The sequence below is a fragment of the Haloarcula amylolytica genome (genome assembly GCF_049705545.1).
Classification (GTDB): domain Archaea; phylum Halobacteriota; class Halobacteria; order Halobacteriales; family Haloarculaceae; genus Haloarcula; species Haloarcula amylolytica_B.
Map to the genome: position 1 here is coordinate 239557 of NZ_JBNAMU010000001.1, position 19238 is coordinate 258794.

Sequence of the window (19238 nt, forward strand, 5' to 3'; positions counted from 1 at the left end):
ACCGAAGCCGCTCAGTTACCGCGCTCGTCCGGCGGGCCGGCGTCGTCCGGTCGGCCGCGGTCGCCGTCGTCATCGTCGTCGCTATCGGAGTCATCGTCACCGTCGTCCCCATCGTCCGGTTCTTCGGTTTCGTCTTCCGGCTCCTCGGTCTCGTTTTCGTCTTCGGTCTCGTTCTCGGCGTCGTCATCGCGATCCGGGCCAGCGTCTTCCGGGGGGCCGCGGCGGTCGTCGTCCGTCTCGTTCTCGTCATCGTCGTCATCGCGGTCCGGGCCGCGATCTTCGGGTGGGCCGCGTCGGTCGTCTGTCTCGTTTTCGTCTTCGGTCTCGTTCTCGTCGTCACCGAAGATGTCGGCCGGCGGCCCCTGTCGCTCGCTGGGGTGGGTCTCGTTGTCGTCGGACTCGTTCTCACCGGTGACGTGTGCCGGCGGGCCGGCGTGGTCCGGCGCGTTGCCGGGGTTGTTCGCTGTCACGAAGCTGGCGACGGCCGGACCGATGCCGCCGGTCCGGTTCTCGTCGCTCAACAGGTCGCTGACGTAGGCCGACACTTCGAGTCCGAAGGTGTCGAACTCGGTCATGTTGGTGGCGTTCATCGACGCGACGGTCAGCTCCGCCGTCGTCGACGCGGTGTGATTGTCGGCCGTCGCCGTCACGTCGACCGTCACATTCTGCTCGGGCGCGGGCAGTCCGACCGTCCCGTCGCTGTCGGTCGCGTAGGTTCCGGTTCCGGCGTAGGAAGCGTTGTCAGCCGTCTCCACGGCGACAGAGGCGTTCTCGACGCCCGTCTCGTTCTGTGTGACTGTTACCGTCGCGCTGCCGTCGTCGGCCTGTGAGACACCGACTGCGAGAGTGTTCCCCGCGTCGGTGTTGCCGGCCGAGTCCGCAGCGGCCGCCAGGCCCGGACCGACGGCCAGCAGGGTCAGTCCGACAGCGGCGTACAGTGCGAAGAGTCTGGTGCGCATCGTACCCGATACGTTCGCTGAGAGAGCGATAAACACCCCCTCCCGTTCAACTCGTTCACGTCGTTCGCAGAATCGACAACACCGCCCGAGATGTAGTTATATCGTTTAAGACGGGTTTTCAGCGTTTATTCCGGATCTGTCAGTCGCCGGCCCGTTCGACCAGCGCGGCCGCGTGCTCGCTCGCTCGTTCGCGGACGGCCTGCTCGTCGAACACCTCGACCGTGCGGTCGCGCATCAGCACCTCGCCGTCACAGACCGTGTGGCGCACGTCGCTCCCGCGGACGGCGTACGCTAGGTGCGAAACGAGGTCGTGGGCCGGCGTCAGGTGGGGGGCGTCGAGGTCGATGACGGCCAGGTCCGCGTTCGCGCCGGCCTCGATGCGGCCGCTGTCGAAGCCGAGCAGCGCCGCGCCGTTTGCGGTCGCCATCTCCACGACGGTCCCGGCGTCGACCGCGCTGGCGTCGTCGGCCGCCAGCTTGCCGAGCATCGCCGCGTCGCGCATCTCGTCGAACATGTCGAGGTCGTTGTTCGAGGCCGCGCCGTCGGTCCCGATGCCGACGGTGACGCCTGCGTCCAGCAGGTCCTGAACTGGGGCCATCCCGCTGGCGAGTTTCATGTTCGAGGCCGGGCAGTGGGCGACGCCAGTGTCGGTCTCGGCGAGCAGGTCGATCTCGCTGTCGTCAACGTGGACGCCGTGGGCGACATAGGTGTCGCCCTCCAGCAGGTCGACGTCGTCTGCGTAGGCGAGCGGACGCTGTCCGTGCTCGTCCACGATGGGCGTCACCTCGTCGCGTGTCTCGTTGGCGTGCAGGTGGATCGAAAGGTCGTCGTCGAGAGCCTTCGGGACGAACTCCCGCAGGTATCCCTCGCCGACGGTCGTCAGCGAGTGCGGCTGGAACGTCGTCCGAACGCGACCGTCGGCCGCGCCGTCGAGTTTCCGGGCCACGTCGAGGCTCTCCTGCAGGTCCGCCCGTGCGCCCTCGTCGTCCTTGCCGACCGTGACCGCGGTGAACCCGAGCACCGCCCGCATACCGGCCTGGTCGACGGCCTCGGCGATCTCCTCGACCTCGAAGTACATATCCGACAACGCCGTTGTCCCCGACCGAATCATCTCGACGAGTCCCAGTTCCGCTCCAGCCCGGATGTCCTCGGCGGTCAGTTCCGCCTCGACGGGCCAGACGTCCTCCTGCAGCCAGGCGTCGAGGGGCTTGTCGTCCGCGAGGCCGCGCAGCAGCGTCATGGCGACGTGGGTGTGGGCGTTGACCAGCCCGGGAATGACCAGCCCGTCGCTGGCGTCGAGTTCGTCGTCGCCGTCCAGTGCGCCCGGTTCGTCAACGGCAACGATGTCGCCGCTGTCCTGTGAAACCAGTACGTCCGCACGCTCGACGGACAGGTCCGGCCGGAGGACCTGCCCGCCGGTGACGAGGAGTTCGCTCATGGCGATGGCTTCGCAACCGCGGGTCTTAGTTCGCCGGGTCCACAGCGCCGCTGTGTGGCGTGTTGCCACGCCGATAAACAGTGTCACCGCCGAATCAGTGCCTGTTCCGCAGGGGTCTTTCCGTTCCGGCGCGTCCGGAAGGTCAAGAACATGGCGACGGCAGAGCGCATCCGACAGCGGATCAGCGCCATGCGACACGGAAGCCCGGCTCGGATGTTGCTCGCCGTCGCCGCCGGCTGGTTCCTCGTCCTCGGGATGCGCTTCGTCGTCCCGGCCATTCTGCCGACGATACGCGAGGAGTTCGTCGTCTCGAACGCCCAGGCCGGGCTCGCAGTCACGGTGCTCTGGCTCACGTACGCGGCGATGCAGTTCCCCGCCGGCGTCCTCATCGACCGGGTCGGCGAGCGGACGCTGCTGGTGGCCGCCGCGCTGCTGTCGGGGGTCGGACTGTTTGGCTACTTCCTCGCGCCGGTGTTCTCGCTGTTCCTCGTCGCAACGGGCGCGTTCGGGCTCGGGACGGGGCTGTACGGCCCGACCCGCGGGACAGCCCTCTCGCGGACGTTCGACGCCCGCGAGGGGACCGCCTTCGGCGTCGTGATGGCCGCCGGCTCCCTCGGGGCGGCCGCCCTGCCCGCGGTTGCCGCGTTCGTCACGACCCGCTACGGCTGGCGGCTGGCGCTCGCCAGCGTCGCCCCGCTGTTCCTGCTCGTCGCCGGCGCGCTCTGGCTGTCAGTCTCGGACCGCCCGACCGTCGAGTCCGAGCGGAGCCTCCGGCGGGACCTCCGGACGGTCGTCACCAGCTTTCGCAACCGCCCGCTCGTGCTATCGGTCTCCGGCGAGACGCTCATGCTGTTCGTCTTCCAGGCCGTGACGGCGTTTCTCACGACGTATCTGGTCTCGGTCCGGGGCCTCTCACAGGGTACTGCCGGCGCACTCCTCTCGGTACTGTTCGTCGGCGGCGCGCTCTCCCAGACAGTCACCGGGCGGCTGGCCGACCGGTACGGAACGCCGATCGTCCTGACCGGCGTCGCGCTGGTCAGCACCGTCCCGCTCGCGCTCGTTCCGTCCGTCGAGGGCCTGCTTCCGCTGGCCGTCGTCTCCGGCGCTATCGGGATTCGGATGAGCGCCGGCCCGCTGGCCAACGCCTACATCGTCGACACGCTGCCGGACGCCGCCGAGGGCACCGGCTGGGGGCTGCTCCGGACCGCCTTCTTCGCGGTCAGTTCGCTCGGCTCGACGGCCGTGGGCCTGCTCGCCGACCGCGGCCTGTTCGCCCTCGCGTTCTACGGGCTGGCCGGGCTGACGCTGCTGGCCGCGGGCGTCTTCGTTACCCTGCCGCGTCGGAACAGGGTGTGACGGGACCGCACACAGGCCCTCGGCGCGAGGGGAAAGACAGTTGCCCCGCGGCCTGCCAGTAGGCGTATGCGAATCGCCGTCCCCAACAAGGGCCGCCTGCACGAACCAAGCGAGGAACTGCTCGAACGGGCCGGCCTCCACCTGATCGACGGGGCCGACCGGCAGCTACACGCCGACACCGTCGACCCGGACGTGACCGTCCTGTACGCCCGTGCCGCCGACATCCCCGAGTACGTGGCGGACGGCGCTGCCGACGTGGGTATCACCGGCCTCGACCAGGTCCGGGAGTCCGACGCCGACGACCTCGTCGAACTGCGCGACCTGGAGTTCGGCCGCTGTCGACTCGTCCTCGCTGCGCCGGAGGACAGCGATATCGAGACCGTCTACGACTTCGATGGCGGTCGCATCGCCACGGAGTTCCCGACCATCACTCGGCGCTACTTCGACCGGGTCGACGTGGCTGTCGACGTGACCGAGGTGTCCGGCGCGACGGAACTCACACCCCACGTCGACATCGCCGACGGCATCGTCGACATCACCTCGACCGGGACCACGCTCCGGATGAATCGCCTGGCCGTCGTCGACGACGTGCTCGAAAGCTCCGTCCGGCTGTTCGCCCGCGAGGACACCGCCGAGGACGAGAAAGTCCAGCAGGTCGACACCGCGCTTGGCTCCGTCCTCGCCGCCGAGGACAAACGCTATCTGATGATGAACGCCCCCGAGGACGCCCTCGACGACGTGAAAGACGTGCTTCCGGGCATGGGCGGCCCCACCGTGATGGACATCGCCGGCTCCGACCAATTGGCGGTCCACGCCGTCGTGGAGGAGCGCGCCGTCTTCGAAACCATCAGTTCGCTCAAGGACGTGGGCGCGAGCGATATCCTCGTGACAGAAATAGAACGCCTAGTCGAATAGTACCTTTTTCCGTCACCCCCTCTCCACGCGCGCTTTCAGCGCGCTGCGGGGCGGGGTTCGCAAAAATTTACGCTAAAAACGACCGCCGAGTCGCAGCCGAGGCCGAACTCGTCGTGAAACGGCGGCCTGCGGCCGCCGTATGCTCGCGGCAACGTTCGGCTGCCGCCGCTTCCGCACTGCAGCCCTGGCGTGCTTGAATTGTAACGAAAAGAATAAGTCTTGATGCCAAGTTGCCAGGGGAGTATAAAATCAGAGACGCTGAAGGGGAAAGTTGTCGGGAAAGTTCCGCCGTCGGTTAGTCCGTGTCCACGGGCGTCTGTGACCGCTCGACCCTGATACGCTCGTCCGCACCGACCGTGACGAGGGACTCGCTGAACCGGAACGAGACCAGATCGCTCCGGCGGGCCTCGTGCTCGGTGTCCCGCCTGAATAAGTCATTCAGTGCTTCGGGGTTGACAACGCCGTACAGTGACGGGAGCGCCCGCGGGTGGCAGTCCTCTAGCGTACTCACTGCATGGACAACCGCCTCGCTTACCGATTCGGCGGATCGAACCTCACGGTTAATCATGCTAACACCATAATTCAGTATATCTAATTAATTTTGTCTTTCATTTTCTGCGTGTTATTTATTATCTGGGTGAAGCATCGGATAGCCCGCTGAGTAGCTGCTCCGGGATACGCTTACACTAACCCGAAGATGTTGTTCAGCGCGAACCCCAGAACGGCGGCGAAGGCCAGATGCAGCGCCACGAGCGGGGCCGTCGAACGGTTCGAGAGCCGATACGTGAAGCTGATCGCGATACCATCGGCCAGCATTGTGAGCACGAGGACGACCAGCACGCCCAGGTCTGCCGAGACAATACCGGACTCGACCCCCCAGCGCTGGAGGACCAGTGAGACGGCCGCCGGCGCGAGAGCGGCTTTCGCCGCGAGCTGGCTCGGGACGTCACCGATGAAAAACGTCGCGGCCAGGTGGAGCGTGACAGCGTAAAAGAGCCAGGTGACGAGAACGGTCACGAGGACCGCGAGGATACCGCCGCCGGTCAGGCTGGAGAACCCGGACTGGAGCATACCCGAGGTTCGGCGGCCGTTCGCTTGTGCGTTTTGTTCCCGGGCGCGACCGGTACGCTCATAGCCGCTCGCCCACACCGCTCGGGCGTGTACGTCCTCGAACTCGGCGGGCAGGACGACGCGTTCGCGCGACGGGAGGCAGCAAGCGCCGCGAGCGCCGTCGACACTCTCGCGCCCGGACTGGCGACGGCACGGGGCATCAGCGACCGCGTTCGTCACCTCGCGTTCACCCATCGGGCCTGTGACCTGCTCGGAACCACGGAGCCGGACATCGAAAGCGCCGCCGCGCTGCTGTCGGCCGCGACTATCGACCGCGAGGGGAGCGTCGCCGTGCGCGCGGTCGACGTGCGAGCGAGCACTGGCATCGACACACAGCAAGCCGAACGGACGCTTGGCGGCATACTCACCGACCGCGGCTTCGCCGTCGACCTCGACGATCCAGACCACGTCCTCTATGCCTATCTCTCGGACCCCGGCGGCGACGAGGAGGGCGGGGCCGGCGAGGCCTGCTGTGCGCTGGGGTGGCTCGCCGCCGAGAGTGTGCGGGACTTCGGTCAGCGCCAGCCGACGGACCGCCCGTTCTTCCAGCCCGGCAGCATGGACCCGCTGGAGGCCCGCGCGCTGGTCAACATCGCCGGAGCAGGTCCGGAAGCCACGATACTGGACCCGATGTGTGGCACCGGCGGCCTCCTGCTGGAGGCTGGCCTGGTCGGGGCCGACGTGGTCGGCGGCGACGCACAGACGAAGATGGTCTCGGGGACGCGCGAGAATCTGTCCTACGCACTCGACGGTGACGGGCACCCAAACAGGGACTCATATCCCGAACCGGGCGACTGGGGGCTGTTCCGCTCCGATGCGTCCGCACTGCCGGTGGCCGACGACGCCGTCGACGCCGCCGTCTTCGACGCCCCCTACGGTCGCCAGTCCCGTATTGAAGGGGAGTTGGCCCCGCTCGTCGCCGGTGCGCTCGGCGAAGCCGACCGCGTCGCAGGGCGCTGCGTCCTCGTCGCCGACCGCGACTGGCGCGAAAGCGCGACCGACGCGGGGTGGACCGTCACTGACTACTTCCGGCGGCGAGTCCATCGTTCGCTAATCAGGCACGTCCACGTTCTTGAGTGAACATACGTCCAACTTCTCTGGACAGCCGTTGTAATTTATCCTGGTATGAGCAAGGTTTATGTCATGACAAATGCCAATTAGTATCAAGTATGCCAACGTGGTCAGACCCCGCCCCATGCGACGACGACGAACAACTGTTCGAATGTCCGGACTGCGGGAAGCGCCTCTGTAGCGAGCGCTCGACAGTTACCTGTGGCCGCTGTGAGACGGAAATGCAGAACCTCAGCGTGCCACGGCCGGAATAGAACCCGCCGCGTTTTTCGCCGGCTAGCCCGACACGAGTGCAATCGCTCGCTCGGCGTCGCCGTCCATCCGCTCCAGCAGCGACCGGACTCGGTCCCGCGCTGCCCCGTCGCAGTCGGCCAGCACCATCCCCTCGTCCGGCTGGCCGTACACCACGCTGGCGCCAGCAGGCGCGGCGAGCACTGCAGGGAGCGCGGCGAGGTCCTCTTCCCCCTCAACGTCCAGAAGTACGGTCTCCTCGCTGTCGATGCCGCTCCTAAGTGCAGTAAGCAGGTCGGCGGTGAGCGTCGCAGCCGGGTTGTCGACCGAGCGCGACCGGTCAAAACCGTCGATTGCCGCCGTCACGTCCGCATCGACGACCGAGCGCTTGGTCCGTTCGTCGACCAGCGCGAGATCGGGCGTCCGGCCAGCCTCGATGAGGTGGTAGGTGACCATGTCGCCGACGGCGATGATCGGGTCCCCAGCGTCGGCCAGTAGCGCCGCTGTATCGGTATAAATCCGTCCGAGCGGCTCCTTCAGTTCGTGTCGCAGGCCACTCGGGAGTTCGAGAACGACGTCAGACACGTTAGCGGACTTTCAGCGCGTACTTGCCCGGCTCGGTCACTTCCATCTCCTCGGCGATGTCGGAGCGCTCCGGGTGCGCGATGACGACGTAGCCGGCCCAGTCCTCGGTCAGTGCGGTGCCGCCACAGGCCTCACACTGGCTTTCGATCTCCGCGCTCTGGACGCGGTGACAGTCGCGACAGACGAGTCGGTCCGCCATCAGCTATCACCGGCTTCCGCCGTGCCTTCGCGGCGCTCGCGCTCCTCCTGGAGCCAGCCGTGCTTGCCCAGGCCGACCTGTTTCGCTGTCAGGCCGATCTTGGAGTCCCGCGGGTTGCGCTCGTCGATGCTCTTGGTGACGATACGCGCCCGGACGGCGTCGCCGACGGTGAGCGTCCGGTTGGACTCGCGGGAGGCGAGTTGCTGGTTCTCCTCGTCGTAGGCCAGATACTCGTCGGAGATCTGGGAGACGTGGAGCAGGCCGTCGACCGGCCCGATGCCGATGAAGGCCCCGAAGTTGACGACCTCGACGACCTCGCCGTCGACCACTTCCTGCATCTGCGGGTCGAACGTGAGCGCGTCAAACTCGGCCTCGTAGTAGACGCCGGGCTTGTTCGGCAGCACCGCGCCGGTGCCGATGTCGTGGACCTCGATGACGGAGACGACGCTGCCGACGTCCTCGTCCATTCGACCTTCGAGCTTCTCTTGCAGGAGCCGTTTGACCAGCCCCGGACTGACCTCCGCCAGAAAGCGTGGCGGGACTTCGACCGTATCGCGTAGGCGTACCCGTTTATACATGTGTTATGGTTGAGTGATACCCAGTTTGTTCCGGCCCCTTAAACTAATTACTGGAACGCCCGCGTCCAGCAGGCGTCGTTTGAGGGGGGTGTCGTTCGTGACCGCGTGCGTCGCATCGTCTGCCTGTGCCAGTTCGAGGACGGCGTCGTCCGCGTAGTCCGCCGACGTCTCCCGAACCGTACACCGGTCGAGCAGGTCCTGCCCGACGGAAGCGGCGGTCGCCTCCGCGCCGGCCCCGTCGGCCAGTTTCACAAGTTCGTCGCGGACGGCGGCGGGCGCGACGTACTCCGTGGCGTCCGGCAGAACTCTGTCGAGTTCCTCGAACAGTCGCACGTTGCATTCGACCGGCATCATCAGCGCGTTCGTGTCCAGCACGATCATCACCGCAGCGTGCCGACGCCGATGAGCCGCCACCGAGCGCCGACACGGCGGTTGATGGCGATCTTCGAGCCCGAGGCCGCACAGACCGGGCGCTTGAGCGCGACTTCACATTCCTCGTCGCGCGCGCTCGTGACCGAACCGACCGTGGTGGCGGTACCGATAGTCAGCATCAGCGGTTCGCCGGTCGAAATCTCGTCGACTTCGCCGCCGTCGTCGCCGACGATGCGTTCCAGCAGGTCCACGTCCATCGTGAACGTCTCGTGGACCGGCGGGAGGCTGCCGGGCGGGCCGGCGACCTGGCCGGCGAGGGCGTCGCCCTTCGTGATGGCGGGATCGAGACCGGTCCCGACGCCGAGCAGGCCGCCCGGCGTGACCGTGTCCACGAAGTCGCCGCCGGACTGGAGCGAACGGACCGTCGTCGTCACCGGCTGCCACTCCGTCTGGCCACCTTCCTCGACTTCGCGGCCGGGGCGGAGTTCGATTTCGTCGTCGACTTCGAGTTGGCCGCTGACGAGCGAGCCGCCGAGCACGCCGCCCATCAGGTCGTCCCAGGTCGTGCCGGGTCGGTTGATGTCGAACGACCGCGCGACCATCATGCGGGCGTCCACGTCGGGGTCCCGCTCCGGCGTCGGAATCTCGGACTGGATAGCCTCAATGAGCAGGTCGATGTTGGCCTCCTGGCCCGCGCTGATGGGGACAATCGGTGCCCCTTCGGCGACGGTGCCTTCGACGAACTCCTGAATCTGCTCGTAGTTCTGCATCGCCCGGTCCTCGTCGACGAGGTCGACCTTGTTCTGGGCGATGACGATGTTGTCGATGCCGATGATGTCGAGCGCGCTCAGGTGTTCTTCGGTCTGGGCCTGCGGGACGGGCTCGGTCGCCGAGATGACCAGGACCGCGCCGTCCATGATGGCCGCGCCGGACAGCATCGTCGCCATGAGCGTCTCGTGGCCCGGGGCGTCCACGAACGACACCGTCCGGAGGTGGTCGGTGTCGACGTCGTGGTCGTCGCAGTGTTCGTCGACGGTAAAGGCCTCCGGCTCCTCGGCCTCCGGGCAGCGACGGAACGTCGCGTCGGCGTAGCCGAGTCGGATAGAGATACCGCGCTTCATCTCCTCGGAGTGCTGGTCGGTCCATTCGCCGGACAGCGCCTGTACGAGCGTCGTCTTTCCGTGGTCGACGTGCCCGACGAGTCCGATGTTCACCTCCGGTTGTTTGTTCGATGTCATTTCGAGAGTAATCTTGGTGGAGTTTCGCCGCGTGCAACTGATAAACCTACTGTTTGCGCCCGGAGCACCCCCGCCGAACCCGGTTCAATCGCCGGTCTGGTCCCCGCTGACGGCGGCAAAGTCACCGGATTGTTCGATGTCACCCCCTATTGCGGTGTGTCACCCACGTAACCGAGCGCAAGCGACGAGTGATGGACGCGGGGCTTTTGGCCGTCCCGGCCCTGCCTCCGGTCGTGCGGGAGTTCGACTTCGAACTGGCGCTGTGTGCCCACCTCGAACGCGAGGGCCGCCTGGTGAGCCGCCAGCTCGGCGGGGCCATCCACGGCCGGCGCGTCCTCGACACCGTCGTCGTTGAGCCGGGCCCCGAGTTCGACGAGCGGGCGGCCATCACTCCCGAGCGACTCCCGACGGCGGCCATCGAAAGCGACGTCGGCCCGGGTCGGGCGCGGTACTGGAAGGACGCCTTCGACTGCCACCCGGACCGCGCCGAGCGGGCCGTCGAACTGGCGGCCGAGCGCGGGTTCTTCGAGCGCGAGCGCCGCGGCGGTCGGACGTACGTCCGTCAGACGACGCGGTACCCCGACTGGTTCGACGGAATCGTCGCCATCGAGAACAAACCGGACCTGGGCCGACCCGGTGACCTCGAATCACAGCTCCGGACCGACGTGTCGCTGGCGCTCGCTGACCGCGTCGTGCTGGCGACGGCTTCCTACGTCACTGGCGCCCATCTTAACCGGATTCCCGAAGAAGTCGGCGTCTGGCGGTTCGACGCCGACAGCGGGACGATAGACGTCCGCCGGGAGGCGACGCCACTACCGACCGACGACGCGGGCGTCGAACTGCTGGACGAGGGGGCGATCCGAACGGACGTACGGGTCGTCGATTCCGCTGAAAAGGGCCGTGCCCGTCGAAAACTGGCCGAGCGGGCCTACGGCAAGGGGTGGCGGAGTTTCGACTATCCGGCGTGTGCCCGCTGTTCGCCCGACGGCAACGGCATTCCGTACTGTCAGTGGAAAGGGCGCGCTGTTCGCGAGAGCGACGAATGCGGCCCGGACTGCGAGGGCTATGATGCGGCCGACCCGCCGGCCGTCGACGGCGAGTCGCTCCGGGCCGAGCGGACGCCGTGGCGGGCAGACCCCGACGGGCGGGGGCGTCGCCAGTCGGGACTAGATCGGTTCGGGTAGCTGTGCTACCGGTCGTCGTTTGAAGCCGCATCATCGGGCGGGACGCCGCCGTCGCCGGCGGTCGGACGGCCGTGCTGTTCGTAGTTGTCTTCCGTCACCGCCGGTGCCTCGGTCGCGACCTGGGCCGCGTGTTTCGTTCTGGCCTGGTAGTTCGCCGCGGCCGCGAGTCCGACACAGGCTACCAGTCCCACCACCAGCACCCAGTCGATGCCGCCCACGATGACCCGCTGGGCGGCGATTGCGAGGACGCCACCGGTCAGCGACAGCCCGCCGATCTCCGCGATACCACGCCTGTCCATGCAGAGAGGTCGTCCGCCATGACCTATAAGGTACGTCCAGTTTCACGGAGCCGAACGCAGCATCAGAGCGTGAACCGCTCGCCGTCGAGACCGATGTCGTCGGCGAAGGCCCTGTCCGCGGGGACGTAGTGCGCGGTGTGGACGATGCGGTAGTCGTCGGCCTCGATATCGGCGGCGAAGTCCCGCGCGCCGGGCAAGGTCATGTGTTTCGTGCCGAAGGTCCGCGGCACGCCGTTCTCGTCGTGGTGCGTCCCGCCTTTCGGGTGGTACTCGCAGGCCTCCGGATGGACGATGCCCTCGACGAGCGCGAGGTCGGCCCCAGTCAGCACTGATTTCGAGCGGTCGGGCACGTCGTAGCAGGTGTCGCCGGAAATCGACAGCACCGCGCCGGTCTGTGGTTCCTCGATTCGCAGGCCGTAGCACAGCAGCGGCGGGTGCGTGACCGGGACGAGCGTCACCTCGAAGCCGGCGACGATGAACGGCTCGAACGGCGTCTGTGCGTGGACAGACACCGTATCGAGGTAGTCATAGCGGCTCCGGACGCCCTCTGCGACACTCTCGCCCGTGACCGGGTCTGTCTCGTCGGCGGCGTGGACCGGCAGCTCGTCGAACAGGCGATAGGCGTTCCCGAGACCGTCGAGGTGGTCGAAGTGGACGTGGGTGACGATAGCCGCGTCCGGCAGCGGGACCGACTCGCGGAGGAACTGGTGGCGGAAATCGGGGCTCAGATCGATCAGCAGCGACTCGCCGGTTTCGTCGTTCGCCACGGCGACGGAGAAGCGCGACCGCTCGATGCCGTCCGTGGGGTCGATGCCGCGCTCGCGAGCGCGAGTCCGGAGTTCCTCGTCGGGGTCGCGCGCCCGTTCACACGTCTCGCAGTCGCACTGGACCGTGGGCGTCCCCGTTGTGTCGCCGGTCCCAAGCAGCGTGACCTCCATTACCGTCCCTTCGGAGGGCGACCCGCCTAAGCCCCTCGCTTTCGTTACTGGGTGTCAGCCAGGTCCGCCGGGTCGACCCCCTGTCGCTCCAGCGTCGCCGCCAGCAGGGACTGTGCGCGCTCGTCGGAGAGATCGTCGAACAGGCAGTCGAGGAACCCTTCGAGCAATGCCGGTCGGATGCGCAGGTCGACGTACTCGACCTGCTTTTCGGCGATAACTACGTCTACATCCCACTCGCCTTCATCGGGGTCAGTCATGCGAACGTCGACCCACGATTCCGCGGGGTCGTCTGTCTCGGTGAACACGTCATCGTCAGCCATGGCTACAGGAAATGGTTCCTGTACTGATAAGTAAATCGCTCATAACGACGGCCAGAGCTGGCGTCCGGGGGCGGGAGACGACGTTTAGTGGTCGTGATCGTGGTCGCTGCCGCCGTCGCCGGAGAAGCCGCCGCTCCCGGCCACCAGGGCGTCGGCGTCGCCGTCCATCATGTCCATGTTCTTGAGGTTGTCCCGCTCCTCGAAGTCGATGATGGCGTCTTCGAGGTCCTGCTGGGTGAGCGTGGTCCGCTCTTCGGTCAGGGCGTTGAGGACGGCCTCACGGAGCACGAGCCGGAGGTCGCTGCCGGTCAGCCCCTCGGTTAGCTCCGCCAGCGTCTCGGGGTCGAAGTCGTCGATCTCCATCTGCTGGGTGACGATACGAAGGATGTCCGCACGCATCCCGTGGTCCGGCTTGGGGAAGTTGACGATCTCGTCGAAGCGCCGCCAGGCGGCGGCGTCGAGCTGGTCCGGGTGGTTCGTCGCGCCGATGAGCAACACTTCGTCCTGGATGAGCGAAATCTCATCGATGCTCTTGAGCAGGGTGTTGACGGCGCGCTTGATCGCGGCGTGTTCATCGGAGGACCGGGTCTTGGCGACGAAGTCGAACTCGTCCATGAAGAGGATACACGGCGAGAGCCGCTTTGCGACCTCGAACACCTTCTCGACGTTCTTGGCCGTCTCGCCGAGGTACTGGCTGGTGATCATCGACAGCTTCACTTCGACGAACGGGAGGTCGAGGTCGTGGGCCAGCGCGCGGGCGACGCTGGTCTTGCCGGTCCCTGGCGGGCCGACAAAGAGGAGTTTCCCGATCTCTCGCAGGCCGATGCGGGCGAGGTAGTCGCGGTGCTCGATGGCCTTGACAATTTTCTGGATCTCGTCTTCCTGGTCGGTCGTCAACACCAGGTCGGCCAGGGTCATCTCCACCTCCTCGGGGGCGCGCACGTCGACCAGGTCGAGCATCTCCTCGTCGTCCTCGTCGTCGGTATCGAACGCCTCCTCCAGTTTGGCGTCAATGAACGCGCGGTCGGCCCGGGACGGTCGGTTCTGCTCGCGGGCCCGCTCGTAGTCAGCGCCCTCGACCTGGTCCTCGAAGGCTTTCGCCAGGACCGGGTTGTCTTCGAGGTCCGCGGCGTCGACCCGTTCGAGGAACCACTCTTCGGCGAGGTCGCGGTCCGTCATGGAGATGCTCCCCGAGAAATCGTCGCGGTCGGTGAACATCAGCCCGGAGATGGCCGCCCAGGGCCGCTCGACGCCGGTGGCCTCGCTCGCGGTCGTGTTGGTGACCGACAGCGGCCGTTCGATCTCGCCGTCGCTCCAGAAGACGGACCGGTACGAGGCTGGCAGGTCGTCCGGCTCCAGGTCCCGCCGCTCGCTGTAGATAGTGGCCGTCAGCAGAAACTCAACGACATCCAGTTCCGGATTACTCATTCCCACTGATGTTACCACGCGACCGGTATAAGTCACTCGAAGCCCCGGTGACCGACACCAGGGTAATATACCCCCTCTGTGTACTTTCGGCGTGGCAACTGATAACGCATTAATCTCGGTGTACCGGAATCGCATCGGCGAGCCGACGACCGATGACGAGGTGTACGGGTACTGGCTGTTCGTCATCGGCATCGTACTCGGTATCGTCGGCCTCCTCCTGTTTTATCTGACAGCATCGCGGAGTACACCGCGACAGTTCGGCTATCTCCTGGGGGCAATCGGCCTCATATCGCTGTTCGCCGGGCCGACGATCAGACTGCCGCTGACACGCCGCGGCCTGATACTCACTTACCTCGGTGCTGTGGTCGGACTGGTCGCGATGGTGTGGTTCACCACGTTCTACCCGTCGAACTGGACCGGCCCCGAGGGGAACCCGGCGGTGACGCTGTACATCGTCGGCCTCGGACTGATGGCAGTCGGGGCGGTCGTCTCCCCGCTGCTGACCGGGCGGAAGGAAGCGTACGACGAGGCCGTGCGGACGGCGCAGGAAGCAACCGAAGTGGCCGAGCAAGCCACACAGGACGCCGACCAGGCGTCCCAGGAAGCGACACAGCAGTCCCAGGCCGCTGACCGAGCGAGCCGCGAGCGCGACACGCTGGCCGAGCAGTTGGCGACCAGCGAGGCCGCCCGCGAGGAACTGGCGACCGTCACCGAGGCAACGGAAGCGGAACTCGCCGCGGCCCACGCCACCATCGCGGCTGCGATGGACAGCAAGGCGACGTTCGAACTGTACGAGGACTCGGCGGGCAAGTACCGCTGGCGGCTCCGCCATCGGAATTCGAACATCATCGCCGACAGCGCACAGGGGTACGCCTCGCGGCAGAAGGCGATGCAGGGGCTCCGTAGCGTCCAGTCCAACGCCGCCGGCGGGGCCGTCGTCTTCTTCGAGGACGCGACAGAGGACGACACCGTCGAGGACGTGCCGGTCGTGCCGGCCCCCGAAAGCGACGCGACGTTCGAACTGTTCGAGGACAACGCCGGGGAGTTCCGCTGGCGCTTGCGCCACGACAACGGCAACATTCTCGCCGACAGCGGCGAGGGGTACGCCTCGAAGTCGAACGTTCGACGGGCGCTGGAGAGCGTCCGCGCGTACGTCCCCGGTGCGGCCTATCTCAAGATCGATCCCGTGGCGTACGAGGTGTACACCGACGCCGCCGGGGAGTTCCGCTGGCGCTTGCTCCACCGCAACGGCAACATTCTCGCCGACAGCGGCGAGGGGTACAGTTCCCGGTCCAACGCCCGGCGGGCGGCCCGCCGCGTCGGCGAACTCGCGCCCGACTCCGAAGTCGACGACGGCTTCGAGGTGTACGAGGACGCTGGCGAGGAGTGGCGCTGGCGGCTGCGAGCGGCCAACGGTGAACTCGTCGCCGACAGCGGCGAAGGCTACGCGAACCGGTCGAAGGCCATGGACGCCGTCGAGCGGGTCCAGTCATACGCCGCCGACGCTGACTTGCTGGCTATCGGGAGCGCGGCCTTCGAGGTGTACGAGGACAGGGGCGAGGAGTGGCGCTGGCGACTCCGCCACCGCAACGGCGAGATCATCGCTGACTCCGGCGAGGGGTACGCCGAGCGCAACAAAGCCGTCACCGCCATCGAGCGGATCAAGCGCCACGCGCCCGGTGCAGCACAAGAAGAGTAGCGGCGTCCGAGAGGCCCCCGGCGGGCAATTCTCCGTAGCGAAGAATAGCCGAATTAATTAAACAGGTTTCGGCCGAAGTTATACATATATGACAATAGACGCGCTCGAATCGGCCGGACTCACGCGCATGGACGACAGCAACATTGCGGCGTTTCTGTCGAACCAGCGGGTCGGCGTGCTGGGGTTGCCGACCGAGGACGGACCGTACATGATTCCCCTGTCGTTCGGGTACGATGGTGACCGCTTGCTGTATTTCACCTTCATCGGTGGGTCGGCAAGTCGCAAACAACAGTTGACCGAGGCGGCGGAAGACGCGGCCGTGCTCGTGTACAAAGTCGAATCGATGTTCCACTGGGAGAGTGTCCTGCTACAGGGCGGTATCGAGGCCGTCCCCGAGTCCGAGTGGGACGAACTCGCGGACGTGCTCGATACGGCGTGGCGGCCGGAGCTGTTCGAGGACGCTATCGAGGACGGCGACATCGCAGTCTACCGGTTCCGCATCGACGAGAAGGAAGGGCTCAGACACGCCGGCCTGCCGCCGGGGTTCGAGCCGGAGTGACCCCGCTACTCGACTGCGGCGGGAAGCGGTCGGGCCGGTCGGCCGACAACAGTTCCCCCGCTGCCCAGAGTTTGTGAGCTTTTAACACAGGCCGAGACGTTCCGTTGTCCATGCCCACACCTGTCATCGTGGATGCAGTCAGAACCCCCCAGGGAAAGGAGGACGGCGCGCTCGCCGGCGTCCGAAGCGAAGACCTCTCGGTGCCGCTGATCAACCAGTTGCTCGCGTCGACCGGCGTCGAGTCCGAGGACGTCGACGACCTGCTGTGGGGGTGTGCCCAGCAGCGCGGGGAACAGGGCAACAACATGGCTCGTGTCATCGCGCTGTTGTCGGATCTCGGCGAAAGTGTTCCGGCATCGACCATCAACCGCTGGTGTGCATCCTCTGCCGAAGCGCTGATGCGGGCCGCCGACGCCATCGCGGCCGGCCAGCGCGACGTGCTCATCGCCGGCGGCGTCGAGTCGATGTCCCGCGTGCAGATGGACGAAAACACCCACAACGTCCACCCGCGGCTGGCCGAGCACTACAACATCGGCGAACTCCAGATGGGGATGACCGCCGAGAAGGTCGCCGACGAGATGGAGGTCACCCGGCAGGAACAGGACGAGTACGCGCTGCGGAGCCACCAGCGCGCCGCCGACGCGACAGAGTCGGGTCGCTTCGACGACGAAATCGTCCCCATCGATACCGAGGCCGGGCAGCTTGCGGAAGACGAGGGTATCCGCCCGGACACCACGCTCGAGAAGCTGTCCGAGCTACCGACAGTGTTCAAATCGGACGGGACGGTCACACCCGGCAACGCCTCGCAGGTCTCCGACGGCGCGGCGGGGCTGATGGTCACGTCACGCGAGTTCGCGGAGGACCGCGGACTCGACATCCTGGCGGAAATCGGTTCCCACGAAGTCGCCGGCGTCGACCCGACCGTGATGGGTATCGGCCCGGTCCCTGCCGTCCGGAAACTCACCGAGCGCACTGACCGTGAGACGGACGACTACGACCTCGTGGAACTCAACGAGGCCTTCGCCTCCCAGTGTCTGTACTGCCAGCGCGAACTCGGCTTCGACGACGACATCTACAACGTCAACGGCGGCGCAATCGCCATCGGCCATCCGCTCGGAGCCTCCGGCGCACGCCTCCCAGTGACGCTCGTCCACGAAATGAACCGCCGCGACGCGGAGCTGGGCCTGGCGACGGAGTGTGTCGGCTTCGGCCAAGGTGCGGCTATCGAGTTCCGGCTGCCCTGACCAGCCGCTGCCGGCGCGAGTTCAGTATGTCACCGTAGTCCCTGTCTGCGAGTGCGTTGTTTGCGAGCGTTGTGTCGCTCGCGCGGACGATATTCGAGAGAAGACAGTCGCTAATCGGCAGCCACGTCGCCGGCTGTCGCCGCCTCAGCGGGATTCGTCAGTGAGTGGATGTAGTCGTCGAGGTCAAGTGCGAAGGTGGCGTCGGTCGGGAGATCGACCCACGAGAACTCGAACTCCGCGCCGCGCTCCTCGCCCGTTCCAGTGACAGTGTGCACCCAGTGGTCCCGGGACTCGTGGACGGGGAGGTGGTAGAACGACCGCACGTACCGCTTCGGGGGCGATTCGCGGCGCGTCCAGACGTCGGTGGCGATGTGTTGCAGGCGCTCGAAGGAGGCGAGCCCGCTCTCCTCGACGGCCTCCCGCTGTACGGCCACCCGCGGTCGTTCGTCCGGCTCAACGGTCCCCTTCGGTATCTGTAGCCCGTCGTGGCCCGGCCCGTCGAACACCAGGAGTTCCGACCCGTTCCTGGTGATGTAGGCGCAGGCTTTCTTCACGTACGTCGCCCGCTGTGATTGCATGCCAACCGGTAGCGACAGCAGACATATAGTAGTACCCACATATCTGCCTAAAACCATATTAGGTCATCGGGGGGTGAGACGCTGCCAGTCGGGCGCGGCACCCGACTGGCCGGGGACGTGTCAGCGAAAACGGTCAACTAACTCTACCAAACCGGTATATAGCTCACATAGCAGCGTTTTCCAGCGGGTTTTCGCTTGAGTACACTGATGGGAACTAGAACAGCGGAGCACACTGTCGACGTAGCAGACAGGACGGGGACGTATCTCACCGCGGTCGAGGACTGCCTCGTGGTGCTGCCACAGGCGCTCGCGGTGTACGGCGACACACAGGCCTTCGCGGACGCGACCGCCGAACTCGGGCGGCAGGAGTCGGTCTGTGACGACTACCGGCGGCGGCTCTGCGGAGCCGTCGGCCGAGCACGCCCGGAGTTCACCGCGCTGTACCTCCGCGGGGCAGAGCTCACGGAACTGTTCACGATGGTTGATGCGGTCCCGGACGCCGCGGAGACGTTCGTTCGCGACCTCGATGCGATGTCGCCGACGCTGACCGAGCCGACAGTGGAGCGGTTAGAGGACATCGCCGCGCTGGCGTGTGAGGCCAACGCGCTCCTGACGGAGGCTATCGAAGCATACGTCCGGGCGCTCGTGACTGACGATTCCCCACCAGCGATTGCCGACGCCGTCGACCGAATCACGGAACTAGAGTCACAGTGTGACCAGTACCGGGACGAAATCGTCGTGCGGGCGTTCGAGGGGCAGTCGACGGCCGACGCCCTCGTCGTCCGTGAACTCGTCCGGTCGCTGGACGCGGTCCCGGACGCGATCGAGGACGCCGCCGACCAGCTTGTGTTCTGTCGAGCGGACATGTAGGCCCGCCATCGAGCCACTGCGAGGGCCAGAGCGAAGGGCGACCACACCGAGCCCGTTTCCGTCCGTT

At 66.5% G+C, this 19238-nt stretch carries 23 protein-coding genes; 9 read left to right on the plus strand and 14 right to left on the minus strand.

Translation table 11 applies throughout. The features are described from left to right. Window positions 1–11: 11 nt before the first annotated feature. Both ACOZ4H_RS01260 and ACOZ4H_RS01265 read right to left on the minus strand, forming a co-directional pair. Entirely contained in the window at window positions 12–959 is a 948-nt protein-coding gene (locus ACOZ4H_RS01260; protein ID WP_424327611.1) for a hypothetical protein, read from the minus strand. A 139-nt stretch (window positions 960–1098) separates the two neighbouring features. After that, on the minus strand, window positions 1099–2397 hold the full coding sequence (locus ACOZ4H_RS01265) for an amidohydrolase (protein ID WP_424327612.1): 1299 nt from the start codon (window positions 2395–2397) through the stop codon (window positions 1099–1101). 213 nt (window positions 2398–2610) lie between these two features. Between ACOZ4H_RS01265 and ACOZ4H_RS01270 the strand changes: the two genes are divergently transcribed. Beyond that, a complete protein-coding gene (locus ACOZ4H_RS01270; protein WP_424330321.1) occupies window positions 2611–3753 on the plus strand; it encodes an MFS transporter in 1143 nt (380 codons plus the stop codon). Window positions 3754–3819: 66 nt separating this feature from the next. After that, window positions 3820–4668, plus strand: a complete 849-nt coding sequence (gene hisG, locus ACOZ4H_RS01275) for an ATP phosphoribosyltransferase (protein ID WP_424327613.1) — start codon at window positions 3820–3822, stop codon at window positions 4666–4668. Window positions 4669–4963: 295 nt separating this feature from the next. On the opposite strand, the gene ACOZ4H_RS01280 is transcribed toward hisG, so the two are convergent. Then, on the minus strand, window positions 4964–5236 hold the full coding sequence (locus ACOZ4H_RS01280) for a HalOD1 output domain-containing protein (protein ID WP_424327614.1): 273 nt from the start codon (window positions 5234–5236) through the stop codon (window positions 4964–4966). A gap of 113 nt (window positions 5237–5349) precedes the next feature. Further along, window positions 5350–5739, minus strand: coding sequence for a DUF7473 family protein (locus tag ACOZ4H_RS01285; RefSeq protein ID WP_424327615.1), 390 nt, complete (start codon window positions 5737–5739; stop codon window positions 5350–5352). Window positions 5740–5826: 87 nt separating this feature from the next. Here ACOZ4H_RS01285 and ACOZ4H_RS01290 point away from each other — a divergent pair, with 87 nt between their 5' ends. Both ACOZ4H_RS01290 and ACOZ4H_RS01295 read left to right on the plus strand, forming a co-directional pair. Continuing rightward, entirely contained in the window at window positions 5827–6858 is a 1032-nt protein-coding gene (locus tag ACOZ4H_RS01290; RefSeq protein WP_424327616.1) for a TIGR01177 family methyltransferase, read from the plus strand. A gap of 89 nt (window positions 6859–6947) precedes the next feature. Next, entirely contained in the window at window positions 6948–7103 is a 156-nt protein-coding gene (locus ACOZ4H_RS01295; RefSeq protein WP_424327617.1) for a rubrerythrin-like domain-containing protein, read from the plus strand. 22 nt (window positions 7104–7125) lie between these two features. Here the strand turns inward: ACOZ4H_RS01295 and ACOZ4H_RS01300 are convergent, their stop codons facing one another. Genes ACOZ4H_RS01300 through ACOZ4H_RS01320 form a run of 5 tightly spaced genes read right to left on the minus strand, consistent with a single transcriptional unit; the run spans window position 7126 to window position 10052 of the window. Continuing rightward, window positions 7126–7665 carry a GTP-dependent dephospho-CoA kinase family protein gene (locus ACOZ4H_RS01300; protein ID WP_424327618.1) on the minus strand — a complete coding sequence of 180 codons (540 nt, stop codon included), beginning with the start codon at window positions 7663–7665 and terminating at the stop codon, window positions 7126–7128. A 1-nt stretch (window position 7666) separates the two neighbouring features. Then, the gene (gene spt4 / locus ACOZ4H_RS01305; RefSeq protein ID WP_004960449.1) at window positions 7667–7864 is read right to left on the minus strand and encodes a transcription elongation factor subunit Spt4; all 198 of its coding nucleotides are present in this window, start codon (window positions 7862–7864) and stop codon (window positions 7667–7669) included. Then, the gene (locus ACOZ4H_RS01310) at window positions 7864–8442 is read right to left on the minus strand and encodes a DNA-directed RNA polymerase (RefSeq protein WP_004516007.1); all 579 of its coding nucleotides are present in this window, start codon (window positions 8440–8442) and stop codon (window positions 7864–7866) included. Before ACOZ4H_RS01310 ends, spt4 begins: the two co-directional genes overlap by 1 nt. Window positions 8443–8445: 3 nt before the next feature. Beyond that, window positions 8446–8823: a DUF188 domain-containing protein gene (locus ACOZ4H_RS01315; RefSeq protein ID WP_424327619.1), complete on the minus strand. Its 378-nt coding sequence runs from the start codon at window positions 8821–8823 to the stop codon at window positions 8446–8448. After that, a complete protein-coding gene (locus ACOZ4H_RS01320; protein WP_424327620.1) occupies window positions 8823–10052 on the minus strand; it encodes a translation initiation factor IF-2 subunit gamma in 1230 nt (409 codons plus the stop codon). Before ACOZ4H_RS01320 ends, ACOZ4H_RS01315 begins: the two co-directional genes overlap by 1 nt. Window positions 10053–10285: 233 nt before the next feature. Here ACOZ4H_RS01320 and ACOZ4H_RS01325 point away from each other — a divergent pair, with 233 nt between their 5' ends. Further along, window positions 10286–11236, plus strand: coding sequence for a DUF5787 family protein (locus tag ACOZ4H_RS01325; RefSeq protein ID WP_424330322.1), 951 nt, complete (start codon window positions 10286–10288; stop codon window positions 11234–11236). 5 nt (window positions 11237–11241) lie between these two features. Here the strand turns inward: ACOZ4H_RS01325 and ACOZ4H_RS01330 are convergent, their stop codons facing one another. The 4 genes from ACOZ4H_RS01330 to ACOZ4H_RS01345 form a co-directional block, all read right to left on the minus strand. Next, window positions 11242–11535 carry a hypothetical protein gene (locus ACOZ4H_RS01330; protein ID WP_424327621.1) on the minus strand — a complete coding sequence of 98 codons (294 nt, stop codon included), beginning with the start codon at window positions 11533–11535 and terminating at the stop codon, window positions 11242–11244. Window positions 11536–11597: 62 nt separating this feature from the next. Further along, complete coding sequence (locus ACOZ4H_RS01335) at window positions 11598–12473, minus strand: MBL fold metallo-hydrolase (protein ID WP_424327622.1); 876 nt, start codon at window positions 12471–12473, stop codon at window positions 11598–11600. 44 nt (window positions 12474–12517) lie between these two features. After that, on the minus strand, window positions 12518–12793 hold the full coding sequence (locus ACOZ4H_RS01340; protein ID WP_050037340.1) for a hypothetical protein: 276 nt from the start codon (window positions 12791–12793) through the stop codon (window positions 12518–12520). 84 nt (window positions 12794–12877) lie between these two features. After that, entirely contained in the window at window positions 12878–14221 is a 1344-nt protein-coding gene (locus ACOZ4H_RS01345; RefSeq protein WP_424327623.1) for an ATP-binding protein, read from the minus strand. Window positions 14222–14339: 118 nt separating this feature from the next. Between ACOZ4H_RS01345 and ACOZ4H_RS01350 the strand changes: the two genes are divergently transcribed. The 3 genes from ACOZ4H_RS01350 to ACOZ4H_RS01360 all read left to right on the plus strand — a co-directional run bounded on the left by ACOZ4H_RS01350 (window position 14340) and on the right by ACOZ4H_RS01360 (window position 17723). After that, window positions 14340–15920, plus strand: a complete 1581-nt coding sequence (locus ACOZ4H_RS01350) for an HVO_2922 family protein (RefSeq protein WP_424330323.1) — start codon at window positions 14340–14342, stop codon at window positions 15918–15920. 88 nt (window positions 15921–16008) lie between these two features. Beyond that, window positions 16009–16479, plus strand: a complete 471-nt coding sequence (locus ACOZ4H_RS01355; RefSeq protein WP_424327624.1) for a pyridoxamine 5'-phosphate oxidase family protein — start codon at window positions 16009–16011, stop codon at window positions 16477–16479. 110 nt (window positions 16480–16589) lie between these two features. Then, entirely contained in the window at window positions 16590–17723 is a 1134-nt protein-coding gene (locus tag ACOZ4H_RS01360) for a thiolase family protein (protein ID WP_424327625.1), read from the plus strand. A 110-nt stretch (window positions 17724–17833) separates the two neighbouring features. Here ACOZ4H_RS01360 and ACOZ4H_RS01365 read toward each other — a convergent pair whose 3' ends face one another. After that, on the minus strand, window positions 17834–18301 hold the full coding sequence (locus tag ACOZ4H_RS01365; RefSeq protein WP_424327626.1) for an NUDIX hydrolase: 468 nt from the start codon (window positions 18299–18301) through the stop codon (window positions 17834–17836). 207 nt (window positions 18302–18508) lie between these two features. Here ACOZ4H_RS01365 and ACOZ4H_RS01370 point away from each other — a divergent pair, with 207 nt between their 5' ends. Further along, window positions 18509–19171: a DUF47 family protein gene (locus ACOZ4H_RS01370; RefSeq protein ID WP_424327627.1), complete on the plus strand. Its 663-nt coding sequence runs from the start codon at window positions 18509–18511 to the stop codon at window positions 19169–19171. Window positions 19172–19238 lie beyond the last annotated feature (67 nt).